Below are 18,204 nucleotides of genomic sequence, written 5' to 3'. Positions count from 1 at the left end.
CTTCATCTGATCTGTGGAACAGCTGCTCCCGATGGAGCCAACGGTTGGTTTAGACGGGGTCTGGCATAGCTACGGCGATGCGTCTGATGGCTGGACCTTGAAGGGGGTTGATCTTCAGGTGGCGTCAGGGGAGTTGTTGGGCTTGCTGGGCCCCTCCGGCTGTGGCAAAACCACCTTGCTTCGTTTAATTGCTGGCTTCGAACGCCCCCGACGCGGCACGGTGCAACTGGATCAGCGAATGGTGGCTGGAGATGGGGTCTGGATGGAACCAGAACGCAGGGGTGTTGGCATGGTGTTCCAGGACTACGCCCTATTCCCTCACCTGAACGCTTGGCAGAACGCCAGTTTCGGTTTGCCTCGGCGGAATCCCAACCATGAGCGCGTGGCTTGGTTGTTTGAGTTGCTTGGGCTGAAGGGGCTCGAGCAGCGCTACCCGCACCAGCTTTCCGGTGGCCAGCGGCAACGGCTGGCGTTGGCCCGTGCTTTGGCCCCAGCGCCAAGGGTTGTCCTGCTTGATGAGCCTTTTTCAAGTCTTGATGTGGAGGTGAGGCTCCGCCTGCGTAGTGAGCTCGCCTCTGTGCTCGACGCCTGCGGTGCGAGCGGTGTGATCGTCACCCATGACCCCGGAGAAGCCCTGGCGATTTGCGATCGTGTTGCCGTGATGCGGGATGGAGTGCTGCATCAATGTGCATCGCCCCCCGAGATCGTGAGATCACCGGCGACTCCTTTTGTTGGATCCTTTGTGCTCCAGCGCAATTTGATTCCGGTTCAGGCCCAAGGCCAAGGCCAGTTGTCCTGTCTGCTGGGAGAACTGGATGCATCCGCCCCATGGGTCCAGGCTGACCGCAGAGCCTCCGATGACTGTTGTGTGCTGGTGGATCCGCACGACATCAACGTCGTCGCCGATTCCGAAGGTGAGGCAAGCATCTTGGGACGTGAATTTCTGGGTGATTCATGGGAATACCGAATCCGTGTCGCTGATGTGCTGGTGCGGGCTAACTGTCCGATCGATCAGGAGCATCCTCCCCACACCCGTTGCCGCCTCACGTTCAGGGATGGGGCCAAAGTCACGCTGCTTCCGCTTGGCCAAGCGTCGACATAAAAAATCCCCCGCTGCAGCGGGGGATTGAAGAAGAGGATCTTGTTTCCTTCAGCGTTGCTGATGGCGCACGGGGATAGGCACAAGAACCGGCTGGCGTAGGCCGCCTCCACCGTTGTCGTCGTCGGAATCAGCCAGAAGCCACAGCAGCAGACTGGCGAGAACAAAGACTGTTCCGAGCAGCAGTGGTTCGACCATCGAGGTTTCTCCCATGGCACGCACAATAAGCAGCATTTCTGGGTTCTGCTGAATCAGCTGAAACCTTTTCCTGCATCCGGTGCCACACAGGCCTGGAGTTGCTGTCGCAGCGTGTTGTGGTCGATGTTGCGGCCGATCAGCACCAACTGATTCTTGCGATCGCCGTTCCAGTCGGTGTCGTCAATGGAAAAGCGTTTGCCTGCTAGGTGGAACACGTGGCGGCGTTCACTTTCGTTGAACCAGAGGATTCCCTTAGCCCGGAATACCTCTTGGGGCATTTGGTTGTCCAGGAAGTTCTGGAACTTGCGCAGGGAGAAGGGACCATCATTTTGGAAGGACATGGAGGTGAATCCCTCAATGTCCTGATGGTCACCGTGGCTGTGTTCAGGGTGTCCGTGGTCATGGCTGGGTGTATGACCGTGATCATGCTCATGGTCGTCATGACCGTGGTCGTGGTCATGACTGCAGTGGCCATGGTCGTGGTCGCAGTCGCTGTGATCCAGGCTCGGATCGGCGGCGGGGGAATTCACCTTGTCGGATTCGAACAGTCCAACGCTCAGCAACAGGGCCAGGGGCACGTCTCCTTTCACAGACCGCAGGATCCGCGCATCGTTCTTGACGTCTCTGAGTTGCTGCTCGACGGCCTCAAGCCGCTCTTCGGAGACGAGGTCGCACTTGTTCAGCAGCAGGATGTCGCCGTAAATCACCTGTGCCCGGCCAACTTCCGTATCCAGCACAACGTTGTCGAAGTTTTCTGCATCGATCAACGTGATGATCGAATCCAGGCGGGTTTGATCCCGCAGCTCACTGCCAAGGAAGGTCATCGCAACCGGCAAAGGATCCGCCAGACCGGTGGTTTCGACGACGATGTAATCGAGTGGCTCTGGGCGTTCAATCACCCGTTCCACCGCCTCCATCAGCTCGCCGTTGATTGAGCAGCAGATGCAGCCGTTGCTCAGCTCGACCATGTCTTCATCGGTGGTGACGATCAGATCGTTGTCGATGCCGATTTCACCGAACTCATTCACCAGCACCGCGGTCTTCACCCCCTGCTGATTGCTCAGGATGTGGTTCAGCAGCGTGGTTTTCCCTGCTCCGAGGAAGCCGCTGAGAATGGTGACGGGGACGTTGGCGGTGGCTGGTGCAGTGGTCATGCGCAAGGGCCCTCTCAACTCATGGTGGCAGCAGAGCATCAATGGCGCTGGCCAGCTCCACATCCAGGCTGCTGAGGCTGCCGAGATCATGGGTGGTTAGGTCGATCGAAACGCGGTTGTAGACGTTGCTCCAGTTGGGATGATGATTTTTGGATTCGGCCAGCAAGGCCACTTGTGCCATGAATCCAAAGGCCTCCACGAAGCTGTTGAACTGAAGATCACGGTGCAGCCTGTCTCCGTCCACGACCCAATTGGGCAAGGCTGTGGTGAGTGCCGACTTCTGGGCGGCGTCGAGACGTTCAACCGGCATGGCAGCCCTGAATCACGACTACATCTTGGCTGGCTCCGGTCGTCAGTCGCTCAGCTCATGCAATCGATCAATCATCAGATCGGTGTCTGTATCGATGCCGTCGTCGGTTTCCCATGCATTGGGGTCGTGGCGGGCCTGAATGGCTTGATTGATCCTTTCGCCATTGCGCAGGCTCAAAAGAGTTTGAGGCGTTGCTGAGCTGGTCTGCGTGTTGTTCTCAGGGGTGGAGCGGCTCGATGGCTCACCGAACAGGTGGCAGGCGATCGTTCTGGTGTGAGCAGCGCAGCGGTGCTCCCAGAGGTAAACGGCTTGCCAGGTGCCCAGCAGCAGTTGGCCTCTGCAGATGCTCAGGCTCAGGGTCTGGCTGGTGAGCGCGGTTCGGATGTGGGCCGGCATGTCATCGGCTCCTTCGTCGTCATGGAGATAACGGCGGTGTTCTGGAACGGCATCGGCCATCCATGCATCCAGGTCTTGCAGCACCCGTGGATCAGCGTTCTCGTTGATCGTGAGGCTGGCACTGGTGTGCAGACAGGTGAGATGCAGAACGCCCTGATCCAGTCCCGTGCTGCGGATCCAAGTGTTCAACCGACTGTCCAGACGGGAGAAGCCCCTCCCCGGGGTTTGAACTGAGATCTGATGCAGGATCTGCTGCACGCTCACCGTTCTCCAGCGTTCTTTCCTTACTTTGCGTGCTGCAGCACAGCCTGAGTTAATGGCCAGCCCCTCTGTCCCCGATCTGACCCTGCTGTTCGACGGAGGCTGTCCGTTGTGTGCGCGCGAAGTTCGGTTTCTGCAGCGGCGTGACCGCCGGGGCCGGCTGGCTTTTGTCGACATTGATGCCTCTGATTACGACTCAGAGGCCCATGCCGGCATCAGCTATCGGGTCGCCATGGGCCGTATTCATGCCATCACAGGCTCCGGGGAGGTGCTGCGTGATGTGGCCGTCTTTCGTGAGGCTTATCGGCTAATTGGTCTGGGGTGGCTTTACACACCGACCCGCTGGCCCTTGATCGGCGGCGTGGTCGATTGGGTCTATGGGATTTGGGCCGCTAGGCGGCTTCAGATCACCGGGCGCGCCGACCTTGAGACCCTGTGCCAAGGCCGCTGTGAGATGCACTGATCGATCTTTATTGAACGGCCTTGGGTTGTCGGTAGATCAACTTCAGCGGCCAGAGAGCCATGGGCAGGGTGATCCCCAAGGCCACCCGCAGCATCAATCGGCGCATTGGTCCAGGACGCTGAACTGCTTCACCATGGCCTGCATCGGTGCTTCGATGCCACTCCAGGTGTCGTTAGGCTGATCGAAAAGAGAGCGAGATGGCTTCTGCCGCAACGGTTTGGGGGCAGCTGGGAGCCCATCTGAGAGAGACACAGCTGCTCGGCTCGATTCAGAGCACTCTGTACTGGGACCAGAACACCCGCATGCCCTCTGGCGGGGCGTCCTGGCGGGGTGAACAGCTCACGCTGCTGGCGACCCAGCTTCATGCCCGTCAGAGCGCAGCGGCCTATGCGGATCTGCTGGCCGCAGCGCGTCAGCACTGGAACACCGGTGAGCGATGCCCTGAGCAGGGCCGCAATCTGGATCTGCTGGAACAGGATCTGCAGCGGCAGCAGTCCCTCGATCCAGCTCTTGTCGCCGCCTTGGCCAAGGCCAAGGCCAATGGCTACAACCGTTGGCAGCAGGCTCGATCGGCCTCTGATTTCAGCCTCTTCGCACCGGCGCTTCAGACCTTGATTAACTTGCGTCAGGAGCAGGCTAAACAGCTGGATGAGCCTCGCTCCTGTTGGGAGACCCTGGCGCAACCTTTCGAGCCAGATCTGCGTCTGGAGCGTCTCGAGGCTTTGTTTGCTCCGTTACGGCAACGGTTGCCGCAGTTGGTTGCTCAGGCATCCACCCGGCCTCGCCCCCGATCAGCGGACTGGGATCTCGATGAGTCCAGCCAGCAAGATCTTTGTGATCAGCTGCTCGGTGCCTGGGGCCGCAATCCTGCCATCACCTGCATGGCGCGCTCGCCCCACCCCTTCTCGATCACGCTGGGACCGGCAGATTACCGTATCACCACGCGCGTGGTGCCAGGGCAGCCGTTGTCGTGTTTCCTCGCCACTGCCCATGAATGGGGACATTCTCTGTACGAACAGGGTTTGCCGGACCAGAGCCACCAATGGTTTGCCTGGCCCTTAGGACAGGCAACCTCGATGGCGGTGCATGAAAGTCAGTCGCTGTTCTGGGAGAACCGTGTTGCCCGGAGCCGTCCATTCGCGGAGCAGTGGTGGAAGCGTTTCGCACAGGTCGGGGCTCCCTTCAGCGGCGCCCAGGACATGTGGCAGGCGATGAATCCGATGGCGCCTGGTTTGAATCGGGTTGAGGCGGATGAACTCAGCTATGGCTTGCACATCCTGATCCGCACGGATCTCGAGATTGCTCTGCTGGAAGAGGGTTTGGAGGTGAAGGATCTCCCTGACGAATGGAACCAGCGCTATCAACAGCTCCTGGGTGTACGGCCGATGAACGATGCCGAGGGATGCCTTCAGGATGTGCACTGGAGTGAAGGTCTGTTTGGCTATTTCCCCTCGTATCTGTTGGGGCACTTGATCAGTGCGCAGTTGAGCGAAGCGATGGCGGAGGCCATCGGGTCTCCGGAAGAGCATGTGGAGCGTGGCGACGTCACGCCCTTGCTGGCTTGGCTGCGTGAGCATGTTCACCCGCTCGGACGCGGTGTGAATGCCGATCAATTGGTGGAGAGGGTCACCGGTCGGCCCCTGAGCACCGATGCCTTCCTCGGCTATCTGGAGAACAAGCTTGATCGGCTGCAACTGGTCTCTAGCCGCTTGCAACTCGACGAGCTGAGGGGCCCGTAGGATGCGCCGCGCTGTCCATCGCCGTTTATGGCCAACCTCGATCAGGCACCCAGCCGCAGCATGCCCAACTTGCTGCATGTGCTTCCGGCCTTCGCTGATGAAGCCGAACTTCGTCTCAACACGATCGTGGAGCTCAACTCCAACACGATCAATAAGTACGAGCTGATCACCGAAACCGGTCATCTGAAGCTGGACCGCGTCGGTTACTCCTCGCTGGCTTACCCCTTCGCCTATGGCTGCATTCCGCGCACCTGGGATGAAGATGGCGACCCTCTTGATATAGAAATCGTTGGGGTCACCGAGCCACTGATTCCTGGTTCGATTGTGGAAGCCCGCATCATCGGTGTGATGACCTTTGACGACGGTGGTGAAGTCGACGACAAGGTGATCGCTGTTCTTGCCGACGACAAGCGAATGGATCACATCAAGAGCTGGGAAGATCTTGGTGAGCACTGGAAGAAAGAGACCACCTACTACTGGGAGCACTACAAGGATCTGAAGAAGCCTGGCACTTGCACGGTGAATGGTTTCTTCGGCACTGAAAAGGCCGTTGAGATCATCAAGAGCTGTGAGGCTCGCTACATGGCTGAGATCGATCCCAAGTTGGTCGACTGAATGCGTCGGCGATCGACTGCTAATCGGGCGGGGGATGCCCCCCGCCTTTTTCATGGCTCATCTTCAGGCCAGCAGTATGGAACGCCCTTTGATCGCTGAGGAGACTTCTAGGTAAACAACAGGTCTGATGAAGGGCAGATCCCCTTTGTTGGCCTCAATCTTGAGATTAAAGAGATCTCCAAGGGTTCTGACTCAGACACGTGACCCCTGTCTTTTCTGGCGACGATGAATACTTGAGATCAGCGAGTCTTGCGCGTCTCATGAGTTTGCTTTAGGTACCTGTGCTGTTGGCTGGCGTGTTGGCGGGGTCCGATGCTCCATGCCTTGCTTCTGAACCTGCTGAGCTGGTGTTGCGGCGACCTGCTCGTGAGTCACTTATGGTCCTCGACCTCAGCAAGCTTCTGCTCACCCTCGTTCGGGGTGAGCAGAAGCTTGGGTCCTGGCCGGTGGCGATTTGAGATCCCAAGATGCCCAGCCCAAAGGGAGAATTCACCATCCTTGATAGGAAGGTCAATCCGATCTATGTGACCCATAAGTCAGGTCAGTGGCGGGAGCTGCGCGGACCCAGCAGCCCTATTGGCGATCGCTACATGGCTTTTCATCGCAATGGCCGCGGCGAATTTGGGATCCAATGGAAAGGCTTGGCCGCATCGGGATTAGATTCCTGCAGCCGTCAGTCCGGGCTGCGTGCGCATGCTCAAAAGCCACATCCGGCAGCTGTTTGATGCTGTGGATCTGGGAAGGCGCCTAGAGATCCGCAGTTGATCAGGCTTCGGGGCGAACGGTGTCGAAGATCTCTTTGAGAATCTCTCCTGCACCTTGATCTTTGAGGGTGTGGGCGAGGGAGAGGCCGATGGCTTCGGCGTCGCTGGCGCGGCCACTGGCTTGGTCGCGGATCAAGCGTTTGCCATCAAGGCTGGCCACCATCCCGGTGAGGATCAGTTGATCGCCTTCGAAACGGGTGTTCACGCCGATGGGGACCTGGCAGCCACCCTCCAGTTCCCGCAGGAAAGCACGCTCGGCCAGGCAGCGCTGGGAGGTGGGGGTGTGCTCCAGCACTTTGATCGCTTCAAGCACTTCGGGCTTGTCCTCTACGCATTCAATCCCCAGGGCTCCCTGACCAACGGCGTGCAGTGAGATGTCGCCGGGGATCAGCTGGTGGATCCGATCGCCGAAGCCCAGCCGGCCCAGGCCGGCTGCAGCCAGGATTAGGCAGTCGTAACCACCGCTGTCCAATTTCTCCAGCCGGGTGATCACGTTCCCCCGAACGTCCTTGAAGACCAGGTGGGGGTAGTGGTGACGCAGCTGAGCCAGGCGGCGCAGTGAACTCGTTCCCACCACCGAACCTTCGGGAAGGGTGTCGAGCTTGTAGGACTGGTTCTTGGTGTTCACCACCAACGCATCTGCCGGGTCTTCCCGTTCGGTGATGCAACCGAGCATCAGCCTCTCAGGAAGGTTGGTGGGCAGGTCTTTCAGGGAGTGAACGGCGATGTCCGCACGATCCACAAGCATCTGGGCCTCGAGTTCCTTGGTGAAAAGGCCTTTGTCGCCGATTTTGGCCAAGGCAACGTCCAGGATCTTGTCGCCCTGGGTGGCCATGGCTTCCACGGTGATCTTCAAGCCGGGATGGGCCTTTTCCAGTTCCGCCTTCACCCAGTTGGTTTGCACCATGGCCAGCTGGCTGCGTCGTGAGGCGATGCGCAGTTCGGTGAGGGCCATGGAAAGGGCGAATCAGCCGCCCAGCCTACGCTTTAAGGCTTGGATTGATTGGTTCGTCTTTAAGAGGTTGTGAAGCTTCGAAAGGGAAGATCTCTTTGTGAAGAACGCTTAACATCTCTGGGTAACGCACGACAACTATGCCCGGACCCGTCGTCAATGGCGTTCGTCAGGTAGGAGTAATTGGCTCGGTTGCCCCGGACCCCCAAGAGCAGGAGACCATGCTCCCATTGGTGGCTGAGGGCTGCATTCGTCTAATCCTGTTGTGCAGTGGCGATGTCCTAATGGCGCGGCTGCGCCACACCACAGATCGCGATGGAGACCATGCCTATCAACTGCTGCGGCCCCGTCTGGTGCGATCAGTGGCGGAGCCCTCGCAGGACGGGCAGTCCAGCTGGGTGCTTCAGCCTTACCTGGCGGGGCTGACGTCGCAGCACAATCTGGTTCTGTTCAAGGGGGCGGTGGCTTCCGTGCTGGAGCCAGATGCTCGTCTGCTCCAGGCCTATGCGCTGGATACACGCCAGGAGTGCCCCTTAGAAGAAACTCCGGTGGAGCGCCTTAAGCGTGCCTTTATGGAATTCACTGAGACCTTCGAAGGCAATCAGTGAACCTGTTGCACTGAGTTTTTGCTTTCCAAAGGAAAACCCCAGTTTCAGGCTGGGGTTCGATCTCTTCCGTGTGAGGAGGGCGTCTCAATTCCCTCACTCTCGTTATAGGAGCCTGACACGCCACTGAGCCAGGGAGAATGTACTTATGTATTACTCCCATGACTGTTTGGTGGCAGGCTCAGTTAGGGCTTGCTTGATGTTCATTTGATGTTTTCCGCTCACGGCTGAGGCCCTGGCTGGGCCGACGGCTTAGAAGCGGACGAAATACCAGCTGGGGTACCTCAGGGTTTCATTGTCAAGGCTATATCTAGAAACTCAGTGATAGAGATGCTTCTCAGCGGTTCTTGAGGATCACTTGATGTTCATTTGATGTTTTCCGCTCACGGCTGAAACCCTCGCTGGGCCAACGGCTAAGAAGCGGACGAGGTACCAGATGAGGTACCGAGCGCGGTACCAGGTTGTTTCGTTTGCAGTGAACGTGCTCTGGCTCCTCACTGGGAGCTCGGGAATAGCGAAATATGTGAATGCACCGATTGCGGCGGCACTTTCCTCAAGACGATGTAAAGAGGTTCAAGAGGTCGACTGATGAGCAGGGCCGATGAACGAGGGCATCGTCTACGTCCTGACAAATCCCGCCATGCCTGGCATGGTCAAGATTGGAAAGACAGGTCGTGAGGTTGAGGCGCGTCTCAACGACCTCTACACAACAGGCGTACCCCTTCCGTTTGAGTGCGCCTACGCGGCCAGAGTGGCTGATATGGACAAGGTGGAAAAAGCCTTCCACAACGCCTTTGGCCCTTACAGAGTCAACCCAAGGCGGGAGTTCTTCAGCATTGAGCCTGAGCAAGCGATCGGGCTCCTGGACTTGATGAAGCTGGAGGACATGACGCCAGCCATGCAAGCGGAAGCCGAGCAAGTCGATGTTGAGGCTCGTGCTTCAGCAGAGAAGATCAAACGATCTCGTCGACCGTCTCTCAACTTCATTGAGATGGGAATCCCCGAGGGAAGTCGATTGGACTTCGTCAGTGGGGGTCATACCTGCACCGTCCTGAATGGTCGACAAGTTGAATATGAAGGCGAAGCGTGGGCCTTGTCTTACCTGACAAACAAGCTCCTCAACCACGAGGGGCCTATACGGGGCACTGCGTATTGGAATTTTGCGGGGACAGCCTTGACGGATATTTACGATGAGACCTATTCAATGGACTGAGATCGCTATTAATTCCTCCAGACTGTTTCGTCAATAGTGATTGTATTCGCGGAGAACCTTGTTGATGGGACAACTCTGCCCGTATAGATGTTTCTGACATTATGTTCTTTCAGCCATACGCGGAGACTGGCTTTCTCCGAGGCACTTAAACCGTTCCACATCTCGTGTGTGAGGAACATCGCTTTCTTCCAGCCGTTTTGATCTCTACCCCAGACACCAAACATTCCACTCAATAGGTCGTCTCCTACGCAGTTCTCCCAAATACGCTCTACGCCAAATACGTTTCTGGATATAACCCTCTTCTCACAGTTGTCTTGGTAATAGTTCACTTGCTTGGCCAGTGCATTCACAATAACCTCTCCTTCCCTTACTTTACTTAGTCGCTCCTTTTCCCTCTTCTCTTTACGCTCCTTCTCCCTTTTCTCTTGATTTCTCTTTTGTTCTGCTTTGACGATTGTTTCGTACTTGGTTTCGACACGTATCAAGTCCCTTTTGCTCAAGTAGTCCGATTGACTTATCGCGCTCTTGCATATTGACTTTTCGTTTGATCCAAGGCACCGCGTGACCGCTTCCTGTGCCTTCGTTTGGGCGGCCCTTTGTTCTTCGGAGGTGCATGCGGTCGCTCCAAAGGCAGCCAAAAGCGCGATTAGTCTCAGGTAGACTTTCATTTGTGTCCATCTTTCAGTGAGATTCTGGCATGCTCCCTTCAACAGCTTGATGGCTAATGCAGTTGAGCGATTGCATTTCCTGGCCCTGTACAACTATCTCTAAATGCCTGGAAGACCCGAAACAGCAGCTCAAGGATGGGTTTACCTGCTCAGGCACTCTTCTGGCGTTTACAAGGTCGGAATAACCTTGGACCCTAGGTCACGATTTAAGCAACTAAAGGTAGGCAGCTCAAATACTTTAATCAGCGCAAGCTTCGTCAATAACCCAGGGGCAATCGAAAAGCAACTCCAGCGCCTATATGCTTCAAAGCGCCTCCCCCAATCAGAATACTTTTCGCTTGATTCCAAGGACGTAGATAAAATCATTTCGCTCCTCAAAAATGGCGGCATCGCTATGCCGCTTAAGACGATCAAGTCCACACTGGCCATAGCTGCTTTCTTCTTTATCCTTTTCTCTTGTGGTGCGATTGCAACTAAAGATGATTGGCGCAATCAGTTAGCGATTGAGCTTGGAGAGAAGAAAATTGTTAACAAGACGGCTAGGTTAAATAATAGAGGTCGCGAAGTTGTCTATGGCAAGAAAACTCTTTACAACTCAATGCTCCCGCCTGCTTTAGAGATCTCGGATGTCAAAATCAAGCGGAGGGATATGTCTGACTATGGAATCAATTCGCATCACTGGGATGCTTATTACAAGATCACCAATAAGTCGGAACATGAGGTCAGACGGGTTGTTGTCAAGGCTTCCTACCGTGCAAAAGGAGATTACTTCACTGACAATCGGATAAGTAGCTACCCAGAATGTATGAGTCCTGGGCAAACTATTGATGGCAATAAGATTTGGTTGCGAGGAATGGCCTCTTTAGATTTGGCCGCGTCAGATAAGGAAAAGGTTTCGCTTTACACGTCTGCGGCCGACTTCTGCAATGAATGATTGCTTGGTTCTTTCCTTTGATTAGCCATTAGATACAAGTGTCAGTCAGGCTCTCATTGCCTCAGCAGCTCTTGATGGCCAGTAATGGCAATGGTCTTGGTCGTCTTCTGGCTGCTTTATCAGAATCCGTCAGCCTCTTGAGTCGCTTGGCTTTTAAGGCAAAGCCGAAATTGGACTATTTACAGGGTCAACGTCCGTTGGTCGGCGTAAATTGGCTGCATGGGCCAATTCGTCACCTACCTCCGCTTGTCTCGCGACAGCAAGAACGGCCGTAATTACGGCTTGGATGCCCAGCGGCGCGACTTGGATGTCTTCTTGAGCGCTTGCTGCCCTGACGCTGATGGCTGCGAAGAGCTTGCGAGTTACCAGGAAGTCGAAACCGCAACTGACAACGATCGTCCTGAGCTGACCAAAGCCATCGCTCAGTGCAAGGCAACTGGAGCAACGCTGCTCGTGGCGCGTCTTGATCGCTTGTCGCGTCGTGTCTCCTTTATCGCCTCGCTGCTGGAGGAGAAGGGCTTGGAATTCAAGGTGGCCTCGATGCCACATGCGGATAAGTTCCAGCTTCATATCTACTCAGCGTTGGCTGAGCAGGAGCGGGAGTTCATCAGCGCAAGAACTAAAGCGGGCCTGGCGGCAGCCAAGGCGCGCGGGGTGAAGTTGGGAGGGCTTCGGCCAAATCAAGAACGAGCAAGGGCTGCTCAGCAAGCAAAGGCTGATTCAGAGGCAGAGAGGCTTCGGGGCTTTCTATCTGCCTTCACCACGAACACTGCAACGCTCGCTCAGATCGCTGATGCACTGATGGCCGCAGGCGTCAAAACGCCCGCTGGCAAGAGCGCTTGGCAGCCAACTCAGGTGGCGAGAACGATGAAACGACTTGGCTTAGAACGCACAGCGCGGTAACACCTTCTTAGAGCGAATATTGTTTCGCCCATCTTCTCTCAAATCTCGCGATATTTGAGTCAGTTTGTGTTGACGTGCTCGGGCACGTCGTGTCATTAATTGCAACTAGAATGAGATTACTAATAGGGTGTGACTATGAACACAACATGTGTTCCTTCTCCAATGAATTTGTTGGAATGCGAGCTTTGGAGAAACCGATGCTCAAGATTGAACGAGCAGCGACATTTCGCCCTTTGTAAATTGCTTGGAGTTAAGCCAGCAGGCTTGGAAATGGCACTGCTGGAGGCGCGAACATATGGAATGACGCATGAAGTGAGGCAAGCATCGGCACTCTGGATGGAAAGTGAGGATGAACTTGCGCAAGCAACCACTTTGCTAGAGACCGCTGAATCAATTCAACGCAACCGTATTTACCAGGAGTTGGACGAGTGATAAACGTACAAGCCCACGCACCTGCTGGCACTCAGCTTCCGTCGGATTGGAGGCAGGCTGCGTCGCTCAAGGCGCAGCAGGCGACTGAGGATTACATGAACAGGCTCCAGAATGCCTGGCGTCAGACGCTTTCTCGTACTAATCAAGGTGAGCTGATGGATGCGAGGTTGCGTCCTACCAGTGATTCAAGAGCCGATGCTTTGAGCATGGTTTGTGATGACGAGAATGAGGAAGTCTGGTCTTCAACTGGTGCTGTTGTTCGCATCAAAAAAAGGCGTCGTTGATACTGTTGTTGACAGTCAAAACGTGCTCCTTGTTCAATATCAGCCGCTAAAATTAGTATGTACGCATTTCCTCGTGCGTGCGATTGGCGGTCCACTTCACTTGCTGCTAGGAGCGTTTTAAGGGGCGCTCCTATTTCCTTACTTATGGCGAATCTAAACACATACTCACCCAAAGGAACTCGCTTTCTTCCTGATCAGCTCAGGATGATCGATGAAGCCGCTGGGTTGAAGAACGTCTCGCGTTCGGTGTTGATCCGTCGTGCCGCGACGGCCTATGCCAAGCAGGTGATTGAAGGGAAGCTCTGAGGCTTCCTGCTCGTTGGACCGTCATCACGGCCTTCTTTTTTGTGCAGTTGCCGAGCACGTTTACTGATACAACCGCCAATGTCTTTTAATGCCAGCGAGATCCAGGTGAGATCTCCTATCCAATGTCGCAACCTTATCCTTGAAATGTACAAGGATGAGAATGGTAAGAGTCGCCTTCGCTTTAATGAAATGCGTGGTGATATCGAGCTTGATGGTCGCTTACTGCCCGAGAAGAAGGCAAAGCGCATCTACTTTGAGTTGGATGAGCAGAAGGGTGTAATTGCGTCGAGGGCTCTTGCTTATGACGCGTTGCAGGAAGCTGCTCACCAATACAGCTATCACCCAGTCCGCGAGTACTTACTTGGCTTAGAGGCCAGGCACGCAGAGGGTGTTTTGGAGCCAGCGGATCTTTCCTCCATCGTTGCTACCTTCCTTCGCCCAGGGGAGGTCTCTGAGTACGAAGAGCTATACAGCGCATACATGGAGCGCTGGCTGATTGCTTTTGTTGCGAGACAGTTTGACCCTGGCTGTAAATACGATTACTTGGTTGCGCTCCAGGGATCTGGAGGTGGGCGAAAGTCCTCTTTCTGGCAAACGATCGTTGGCCGTGGCTGGATCACCGATTCCATCTCTCTGCCACCTAACGGTGAGCCCACTGCCAAGGTCTTGCAGACCATCCACCAGTTCGCCGCTGCTGAGTTAGCTGAGCTTGGCAAGCGAGTTGCTGGTCGTTTTGAGGCGACTGACGGCGTAAAGCGCTTTATCAGCGCCCAGCGTGATGATTTTGTTCGCCAGTACGGCCAAGAGTCGGAAACGCACGAGCGTGGTTTTGTTCTTTGTGGAACGATCAACGACAGCCACAACTTCTTAAGCGACCCCACTGGCAACCGCCGTTATCAAATTATTCCGACAACCAGAACCAGGGCCGAGCCTATTGACACTGACCGTTTGGCCGAAGAGCGCGACTCAATCCTTCTTGCTGCTGTTCTTGCTTATAGAGAAGGGGCTTCGCTGGATTTGCCAGCACATCTGGTCAATCTCGCTGATGACGACAATGCTCGTTACTTGCAAGAGGTTGCAATGCTCAAGGAAACTTCTCAGTTCTGTTCAAACCCTCAGCGTGAATGGTTCACGCTTGATGAGCTATGGAGTGAAGTTTGGCAGGGAGATCGAACGACTGCTGAAAAGAACAAGGGTCAGATGGGGCGCACTATTGCTCAGATCCCATGGGTGAAGCCTGGTCAGAAGATACCAGCAAGGCTATGTCCTGGTGGAATTAGGCTTCCTGGCTATTGGATCAACCATGAACTTCGGACGAAGCTTATCAACGAAGAAATGGACAAGCTTGGAAACTTATTCTGATCTCTCCATTGTTCAAGTGTCTGAGCGTCCGACTTCAATCGGACGCTTTTTATTTGCCTGTCGTCAGCCCCTTCAAGTTCGGGTTACTTCTTCATTCTTAATCAGACAGTCAGACACTCAGACTCACCCATAGCCAGGGCAATCTTGTCGAAGCCTGTGACCCTCGCGTAGATCTCGGCAGCCCTGGCGACCTGCCTTACTTCTGGGTCGTCGTAGATCCTTGCGATGGAGCCGTCGGCATGTCCTCGCAGGAGGTTGAGGTGGTCTCTGCTCACGTGGTCTTCTCCAGTTAGGTCTCTAAGGATTGATCCGATCGACCGTCTGTAAACCTTCGTTGTCCAGTATTCGTTCTGGAATTCTCTATCGAGGTTGTTGTCTTGCGCGAATTTCTTCATCCAACGAGCAAGATTTCCAGCAAATGTAGTTGCCCAGTCTGTTTTCGTCTTACCCATTTTGTCTTTTCGTTGGGTCATGAACTTCGGCCAAATTACGCTTGTTTGATCGCTTGCATACATGTCCCAAATCCACTCAATGCAAGGTGGGACTGGCAAGATCTTTTTGGTCTTGTTGTTTTTCAATGAGCGTAATTCGTGTCTGACTATATGGATGCACTTTCGCCCTTTGAATTCTCTGAAGTCACAGTGCCGAAGGCCAGCAAACTCTGAGATGCGCCCTCCGAAGCATCGTTGCAGAGTCCACAAATGTAAGTCTTCTGAATTATCGAAAACGCCGTTGGTGATGATCTTGTCGATCTTCCTGATTTGATCAACTGTGAATCCTTTGCTGTCGTCTTCTTCGTCTGTCTCTGACTTCTCTGGTATCCATACGTTCGACCATCCTTGAATTGGATTCTTCTCGATGTATTGCATGTCCACCGCCCATTTGAACAGTGAGTTCAGGTGACGCATATTCGTCATGAAGGTGGAATCCTTCCAGGCTTTCTTTCCGCGTTTCTCCCTTCCTTTCTTTTGGTGATCGCTGATCAGCTTTTCTCGGTCGCTGATCGACGTTTGATCCAGATGTTGTTTCCTCGTTACTTCGATGAAATGCTCCATGGCTTTGTGCTTGGTGTCATAAGCCCCTTTCTTGGCTTCGACATACAGGCGCGGCAGGTCTTCCAATTTGCGTTTGACGGCGGGAACCTCCTCTGGCTCCAGCACCAGTTCAAAGCCATCGCGATTGACGTCCAGCCTTCTTCCCTCGTGCTTGCCCTGGAGGCTGGCGACCAGTGCTGTGGCTCGGCGCAGCAGGTCGCCTTCGACGTATTGACCTTCATCGATCAGGCGGGCTTTCGTTTTCTTCAGCTCCTCCGCCAGTTCTTCGTCGGATGTCAGCAAGCCCGAAGGCGCTTCTTCCATCGGTGCAGCAACTTGCCCGATTTCCATCGTCAGCGTTTCGCCTGCTGCCGCCTCTTCGATCTGCTGGAGCTGGGCCTCAGTGAGTTCAAACCTCGTCAGCAGGTGTCTTGCGTCAGGCAGTTGCGTTGCGAGTCGGACGCCGCCGTCTTCGCCTTTCGTCAGTTCGACGGTTGTTGGTGCCGCCTCAAGCGGCACCACTGCCGTGTCGTCTTTCAGGTGTTGAGCGATGGCTGAGCGCTTGGCCTTGTTCAGCAGCAGCGTCGACTCACCAGCAATGCCTTCAGGCACGTCCAAACGCCTGTTGTTGCTCTTTGCGGCGATGCGCCGTGCCAGCAGCTCCACGGCTGCTGGTGACGGCGGCACTTCGCTCGTGATCGTGCTGATCAGCTCATTGGTTTTCCGCTCGTATTCCGCCGCTTTGATTCGACAGCCGTTTTCGTCGTTGATCGAACCGAGCCTGTACGCCCATTGGGCGGTGCCTAAGGCCTCTCTGCAACTGGTAGGTACCCGCCGCTTGAACCACCAAGCGTTGCCCTTTTTCCAGGCGTAGCGGAACGGTGCAGAAGCCAGGGTGAGGTACGAGCTGAGGTACTAATTGAGGTACCTCAGCGTTTATTTGTCAAGGCTATATCTAGAAATTTAGTCGTAGCAGCGCTTTTCAGCGATGCTTCAGGCTCACTTGATGTATTCCTTGAGCACCCCATTGCGATTGGGGTGGCGCAATTTGCGCAGGGCCTTGGCTTCGATCTGACGGATCCGTTCACGGGTCACATCAAAAATCTGGCCAATTTCCTCGAGGGTTTTCATCCGGCCGTCGTCCAAGCCATAGCGCAGGCGCAGCACATCGCGTTCGCGGGGGCTGAGGGTGGCCAAAACACCCTCCAAGTCTTCACGAAGCAGGTTTTTGGCAACGTCCTGCTCGGGATTCTCGATATCGGCTTCGATGAAATCGCCCAGGCGGGAATCCTCTTCCTTGCCGATTGGGGTCTCCAGGGAGATCGGCAGCTGGGCACTCTTGGCGATGAAGCGCAGTTTTTCGATGGTCATTTCCATCGATTCGGCGATTTCCTCTTCCGTTGGCTTCCGGCCGAATTCCTGAGAGAGAACCTTGGTGGTTTTCTTAATCCTGGAAATCGTTTCGTAGAGGTGCACCGGCAGGCGGATGGTGCGGCTCTGGTCGGCAATGGCTCGTGTGATTGCCTGACGAATCCACCAGGTGGCGTAAGTGGAGAACTTGTAGCCCTTTTCGTGGTCGAACTTTTCGGCTGCCCGAATCAGGCCAAGGCTTCCTTCCTGAATCAGGTCTTGGAAGCTCAGGCCCCGATTCATGTACTTCTTGGCAATCGAGACGACCAGGCGCAAGTTGGATTGCACCATCTTTTCCTTGGCCCGTCGGCCCAGCATCAAGCGCCGGCGGAAGCGGATGTGCGGCATTTCCACCAGGGCCGCCCACTCTTTGTTGTCGGGTTCCCGGCCGTTGTCACTTTCAAATTGAGAAGCCAGCTCCTCGAGATAAAGAAGATCGGCAATTTTGCGGGCCAATTCGATCTCTTCGTCAGGCCGCAGCAATCGAATCCGCCCGATTTCCTGCAGATAGACCCGGATGGAGTCTTCTGTGTAAACGCCCTTGGGACCGATCTTGATGCTGGCCAGGGCTTTGGCCTTGGCTTCCTTCTCAGCGGCTGCGGTTTTGGCTTTCTCTTCGGCGGTTGGTTTCGATGCAGCTGCTTTGGCTGTCGAGGCTTTGGTGGATTTTTTCTTTGTTGTGGCCTTTTTAGTGGTGGTTTTGGCCTTGGTGCTTTTCGCCGCAGCCTTTTTGGTGGTTCCCGAAGGCTTGGCTTGATCCGCAGCGGCCAGCAGTTCGTCGGCCGCTGCGCTCAGGTCCTTTGCGCTCGCCTTGCTGGTTCGTCGGCGTGCGGGGGCCTTTTTGGCCTCTTTGTCGGAATCCTTGGCGACTTCCTTCACCTTGCCGTCAGCATTGGCCAGAAGAACAATGTTCGGCTTGGCAGCTTTGGTGGCAGCTGGGGTCATGGTGTTAGTCGAAGTCGGATGAAGGGGAAACGCAAAAGCGGCAGAAACACACCAGCGGCAAAAGCCAAAACCACAAACTTTCGTTCAAGCGAAAGGGAAGGACGCAGCTGACGCTGAGACGGAGTTCATGGTTTGACGGTGGTGTCCACGAGTCGAC

20 protein-coding genes are annotated in these 18,204 nt (G+C 55.3%); 12 read left to right on the top strand and 8 right to left on the bottom strand.

Annotation, left to right across the window (positions count from 1 at the left end):
• The first annotated feature begins 31 nt into the window (after positions 1–31).
• The gene (locus tag FZX09_RS06940) at positions 32–1,102 is read left to right on the top strand and encodes an ABC transporter ATP-binding protein (protein WP_226401669.1); all 1,071 of its coding nucleotides are present in this window, start codon (positions 32–34) and stop codon (positions 1,100–1,102) included.
• Between the two features lie 48 nt (positions 1,103–1,150).
• Here FZX09_RS06940 and FZX09_RS06935 read toward each other — a convergent pair whose 3' ends face one another.
• The 4 genes from FZX09_RS06935 to FZX09_RS06920 are packed head-to-tail and all read right to left on the bottom strand — an operon-like array spanning position 1,151 to position 3,421.
• On the bottom strand, positions 1,151–1,333 hold the full coding sequence (locus FZX09_RS06935; protein ID WP_226401467.1) for a hypothetical protein: 183 nt from the start codon (positions 1,331–1,333) through the stop codon (positions 1,151–1,153).
• Between the two features lie 17 nt (positions 1,334–1,350).
• Positions 1,351–2,451 (bottom strand): GTP-binding protein, encoded by a 1,101-nt coding sequence (locus FZX09_RS06930; RefSeq protein ID WP_226401465.1) that lies wholly within the window; start codon positions 2,449–2,451, stop codon positions 1,351–1,353.
• A 19-nt stretch (positions 2,452–2,470) separates the two neighbouring features.
• Positions 2,471–2,761 (bottom strand): 4a-hydroxytetrahydrobiopterin dehydratase, encoded by a 291-nt coding sequence (locus FZX09_RS06925; protein ID WP_226401463.1) that lies wholly within the window; start codon positions 2,759–2,761, stop codon positions 2,471–2,473.
• Positions 2,762–2,803: 42 nt separating this feature from the next.
• Positions 2,804–3,421 (bottom strand): secondary thiamine-phosphate synthase enzyme YjbQ, encoded by a 618-nt coding sequence (locus FZX09_RS06920; RefSeq protein WP_226401461.1) that lies wholly within the window; start codon positions 3,419–3,421, stop codon positions 2,804–2,806.
• Positions 3,422–3,473: 52 nt separating this feature from the next.
• Here FZX09_RS06920 and FZX09_RS06915 point away from each other — a divergent pair, with 52 nt between their 5' ends.
• From FZX09_RS06915 to FZX09_RS06905, 3 genes are all read left to right on the top strand, one after another.
• Complete coding sequence (locus tag FZX09_RS06915; protein WP_226401457.1) at positions 3,474–3,881, top strand: thiol-disulfide oxidoreductase DCC family protein; 408 nt, start codon at positions 3,474–3,476, stop codon at positions 3,879–3,881.
• 197 nt (positions 3,882–4,078) lie between these two features.
• Entirely contained in the window at positions 4,079–5,620 is a 1,542-nt protein-coding gene (locus tag FZX09_RS06910; protein WP_226401456.1) for a carboxypeptidase M32, read from the top strand.
• Positions 5,621–5,647: 27 nt separating this feature from the next.
• The gene (locus FZX09_RS06905) at positions 5,648–6,235 is read left to right on the top strand and encodes an inorganic diphosphatase (RefSeq protein ID WP_226401455.1); all 588 of its coding nucleotides are present in this window, start codon (positions 5,648–5,650) and stop codon (positions 6,233–6,235) included.
• Positions 6,236–7,000: 765 nt separating this feature from the next.
• On the opposite strand, the gene hemC is transcribed toward FZX09_RS06905, so the two are convergent.
• The gene (hemC, locus tag FZX09_RS06900) at positions 7,001–7,954 is read right to left on the bottom strand and encodes a hydroxymethylbilane synthase (RefSeq protein ID WP_226401448.1); all 954 of its coding nucleotides are present in this window, start codon (positions 7,952–7,954) and stop codon (positions 7,001–7,003) included.
• A gap of 137 nt (positions 7,955–8,091) precedes the next feature.
• Between hemC and FZX09_RS06895 the strand changes: the two genes are divergently transcribed.
• Both FZX09_RS06895 and FZX09_RS06890 read left to right on the top strand, forming a co-directional pair.
• Positions 8,092–8,559, top strand: coding sequence for a hypothetical protein (locus tag FZX09_RS06895; protein ID WP_226401447.1), 468 nt, complete (start codon positions 8,092–8,094; stop codon positions 8,557–8,559).
• Between the two features lie 598 nt (positions 8,560–9,157).
• Positions 9,158–9,769, top strand: coding sequence for a GIY-YIG nuclease family protein (locus tag FZX09_RS06890; RefSeq protein ID WP_226401446.1), 612 nt, complete (start codon positions 9,158–9,160; stop codon positions 9,767–9,769).
• A gap of 8 nt (positions 9,770–9,777) precedes the next feature.
• Here FZX09_RS06890 and FZX09_RS06885 read toward each other — a convergent pair whose 3' ends face one another.
• A complete protein-coding gene (locus tag FZX09_RS06885; protein WP_226401445.1) occupies positions 9,778–10,437 on the bottom strand; it encodes a hypothetical protein in 660 nt (219 codons plus the stop codon).
• A 103-nt stretch (positions 10,438–10,540) separates the two neighbouring features.
• Here FZX09_RS06885 and FZX09_RS06880 point away from each other — a divergent pair, with 103 nt between their 5' ends.
• The 5 genes from FZX09_RS06880 (at position 10,541) to FZX09_RS06860 (ending at position 14,658) form a co-directional block, all read left to right on the top strand.
• On the top strand, positions 10,541–11,371 hold the full coding sequence (locus FZX09_RS06880; RefSeq protein WP_226401444.1) for a GIY-YIG nuclease family protein: 831 nt from the start codon (positions 10,541–10,543) through the stop codon (positions 11,369–11,371).
• A gap of 219 nt (positions 11,372–11,590) precedes the next feature.
• The gene (locus tag FZX09_RS06875) at positions 11,591–12,274 is read left to right on the top strand and encodes a recombinase family protein (protein WP_226401443.1); all 684 of its coding nucleotides are present in this window, start codon (positions 11,591–11,593) and stop codon (positions 12,272–12,274) included.
• 207 nt (positions 12,275–12,481) lie between these two features.
• On the top strand, positions 12,482–12,706 hold the full coding sequence (locus FZX09_RS06870) for a hypothetical protein (protein ID WP_226401441.1): 225 nt from the start codon (positions 12,482–12,484) through the stop codon (positions 12,704–12,706).
• 488 nt (positions 12,707–13,194) lie between these two features.
• Positions 13,195–13,296: a ribbon-helix-helix protein, CopG family gene (locus FZX09_RS06865; RefSeq protein WP_226401439.1), complete on the top strand. Its 102-nt coding sequence runs from the start codon at positions 13,195–13,197 to the stop codon at positions 13,294–13,296.
• Between the two features lie 78 nt (positions 13,297–13,374).
• The gene (locus FZX09_RS06860; protein WP_226401437.1) at positions 13,375–14,658 is read left to right on the top strand and encodes a virulence-associated E family protein; all 1,284 of its coding nucleotides are present in this window, start codon (positions 13,375–13,377) and stop codon (positions 14,656–14,658) included.
• A gap of 101 nt (positions 14,659–14,759) precedes the next feature.
• Here FZX09_RS06860 and FZX09_RS06855 read toward each other — a convergent pair whose 3' ends face one another.
• Positions 14,760–16,358, bottom strand: a complete 1,599-nt coding sequence (locus FZX09_RS06855) for a hypothetical protein (RefSeq protein ID WP_226401435.1) — start codon at positions 16,356–16,358, stop codon at positions 14,760–14,762.
• On the opposite strand from FZX09_RS06855, the gene FZX09_RS06850 reads away from it, so the two are divergent.
• Entirely contained in the window at positions 16,336–16,566 is a 231-nt protein-coding gene (locus FZX09_RS06850; protein WP_226401433.1) for a hypothetical protein, read from the top strand. The genes FZX09_RS06855 and FZX09_RS06850 overlap by 23 nt on opposite strands.
• Before the next feature lie 125 nt (positions 16,567–16,691).
• On the opposite strand, the gene rpoD is transcribed toward FZX09_RS06850, so the two are convergent.
• Positions 16,692–18,047, bottom strand: coding sequence for an RNA polymerase sigma factor RpoD (gene rpoD / locus FZX09_RS06845; protein ID WP_226401431.1), 1,356 nt, complete (start codon positions 18,045–18,047; stop codon positions 16,692–16,694).
• Positions 18,048–18,204: the final 157 nt, after the last annotated feature.

The organism is Synechococcus sp. MU1643 (assembly GCF_020514095.1).
GTDB lineage: Bacteria > Cyanobacteriota > Cyanobacteriia > PCC-6307 > Cyanobiaceae > Parasynechococcus.
The sequence above is the reverse complement of the archived record's forward strand: the minus strand, read 5'-3'. Positions and strand labels throughout refer to the sequence as shown.

Excerpts from the sequence above, each read along its gene's own strand:
- FZX09_RS06915 (WP_226401457.1), top strand. The coding sequence starts at position 3,474 with ATGGCCAGCCCCTCTGTCCCCGATCTGACCCTGCTGTTCGACGGAGGC.
- FZX09_RS06890 (WP_226401446.1), top strand. The coding sequence starts at position 9,158 with ATGAACGAGGGCATCGTCTACGTCCTGACAAATCCCGCCATGCCTGGC.
- FZX09_RS06865 (WP_226401439.1), top strand. The coding sequence starts at position 13,195 with ATGATCGATGAAGCCGCTGGGTTGAAGAACGTCTCGCGTTCGGTGTTG.
- FZX09_RS06935 (WP_226401467.1), bottom strand. The coding sequence starts at position 1,333 with ATGCTGCTTATTGTGCGTGCCATGGGAGAAACCTCGATGGTCGAACCA.
- FZX09_RS06875 (WP_226401443.1), top strand. The coding sequence starts at position 11,591 with ATGGGCCAATTCGTCACCTACCTCCGCTTGTCTCGCGACAGCAAGAAC.
- rpoD (WP_226401431.1), bottom strand. The coding sequence starts at position 18,047 with ATGACCCCAGCTGCCACCAAAGCTGCCAAGCCGAACATTGTTCTTCTG.
- FZX09_RS06905 (WP_226401455.1), top strand. The coding sequence starts at position 5,648 with ATGGCCAACCTCGATCAGGCACCCAGCCGCAGCATGCCCAACTTGCTG.
- FZX09_RS06880 (WP_226401444.1), top strand. The coding sequence starts at position 10,541 with ATGCCTGGAAGACCCGAAACAGCAGCTCAAGGATGGGTTTACCTGCTC.
- FZX09_RS06885 (WP_226401445.1), bottom strand. The coding sequence starts at position 10,437 with ATGAAAGTCTACCTGAGACTAATCGCGCTTTTGGCTGCCTTTGGAGCG.
- FZX09_RS06895 (WP_226401447.1), top strand. The coding sequence starts at position 8,092 with ATGCCCGGACCCGTCGTCAATGGCGTTCGTCAGGTAGGAGTAATTGGC.
- FZX09_RS06940 (WP_226401669.1), top strand. The coding sequence starts at position 32 with ATGGAGCCAACGGTTGGTTTAGACGGGGTCTGGCATAGCTACGGCGAT.
- FZX09_RS06910 (WP_226401456.1), top strand. The coding sequence starts at position 4,079 with ATGGCTTCTGCCGCAACGGTTTGGGGGCAGCTGGGAGCCCATCTGAGA.
- hemC (WP_226401448.1), bottom strand. The coding sequence starts at position 7,954 with ATGGCCCTCACCGAACTGCGCATCGCCTCACGACGCAGCCAGCTGGCC.
- FZX09_RS06860 (WP_226401437.1), top strand. The coding sequence starts at position 13,375 with ATGTCTTTTAATGCCAGCGAGATCCAGGTGAGATCTCCTATCCAATGT.
- FZX09_RS06925 (WP_226401463.1), bottom strand. The coding sequence starts at position 2,761 with ATGCCGGTTGAACGTCTCGACGCCGCCCAGAAGTCGGCACTCACCACA.
- FZX09_RS06850 (WP_226401433.1), top strand. The coding sequence starts at position 16,336 with ATGCGCCGTGCCAGCAGCTCCACGGCTGCTGGTGACGGCGGCACTTCG.
- FZX09_RS06930 (WP_226401465.1), bottom strand. The coding sequence starts at position 2,451 with ATGACCACTGCACCAGCCACCGCCAACGTCCCCGTCACCATTCTCAGC.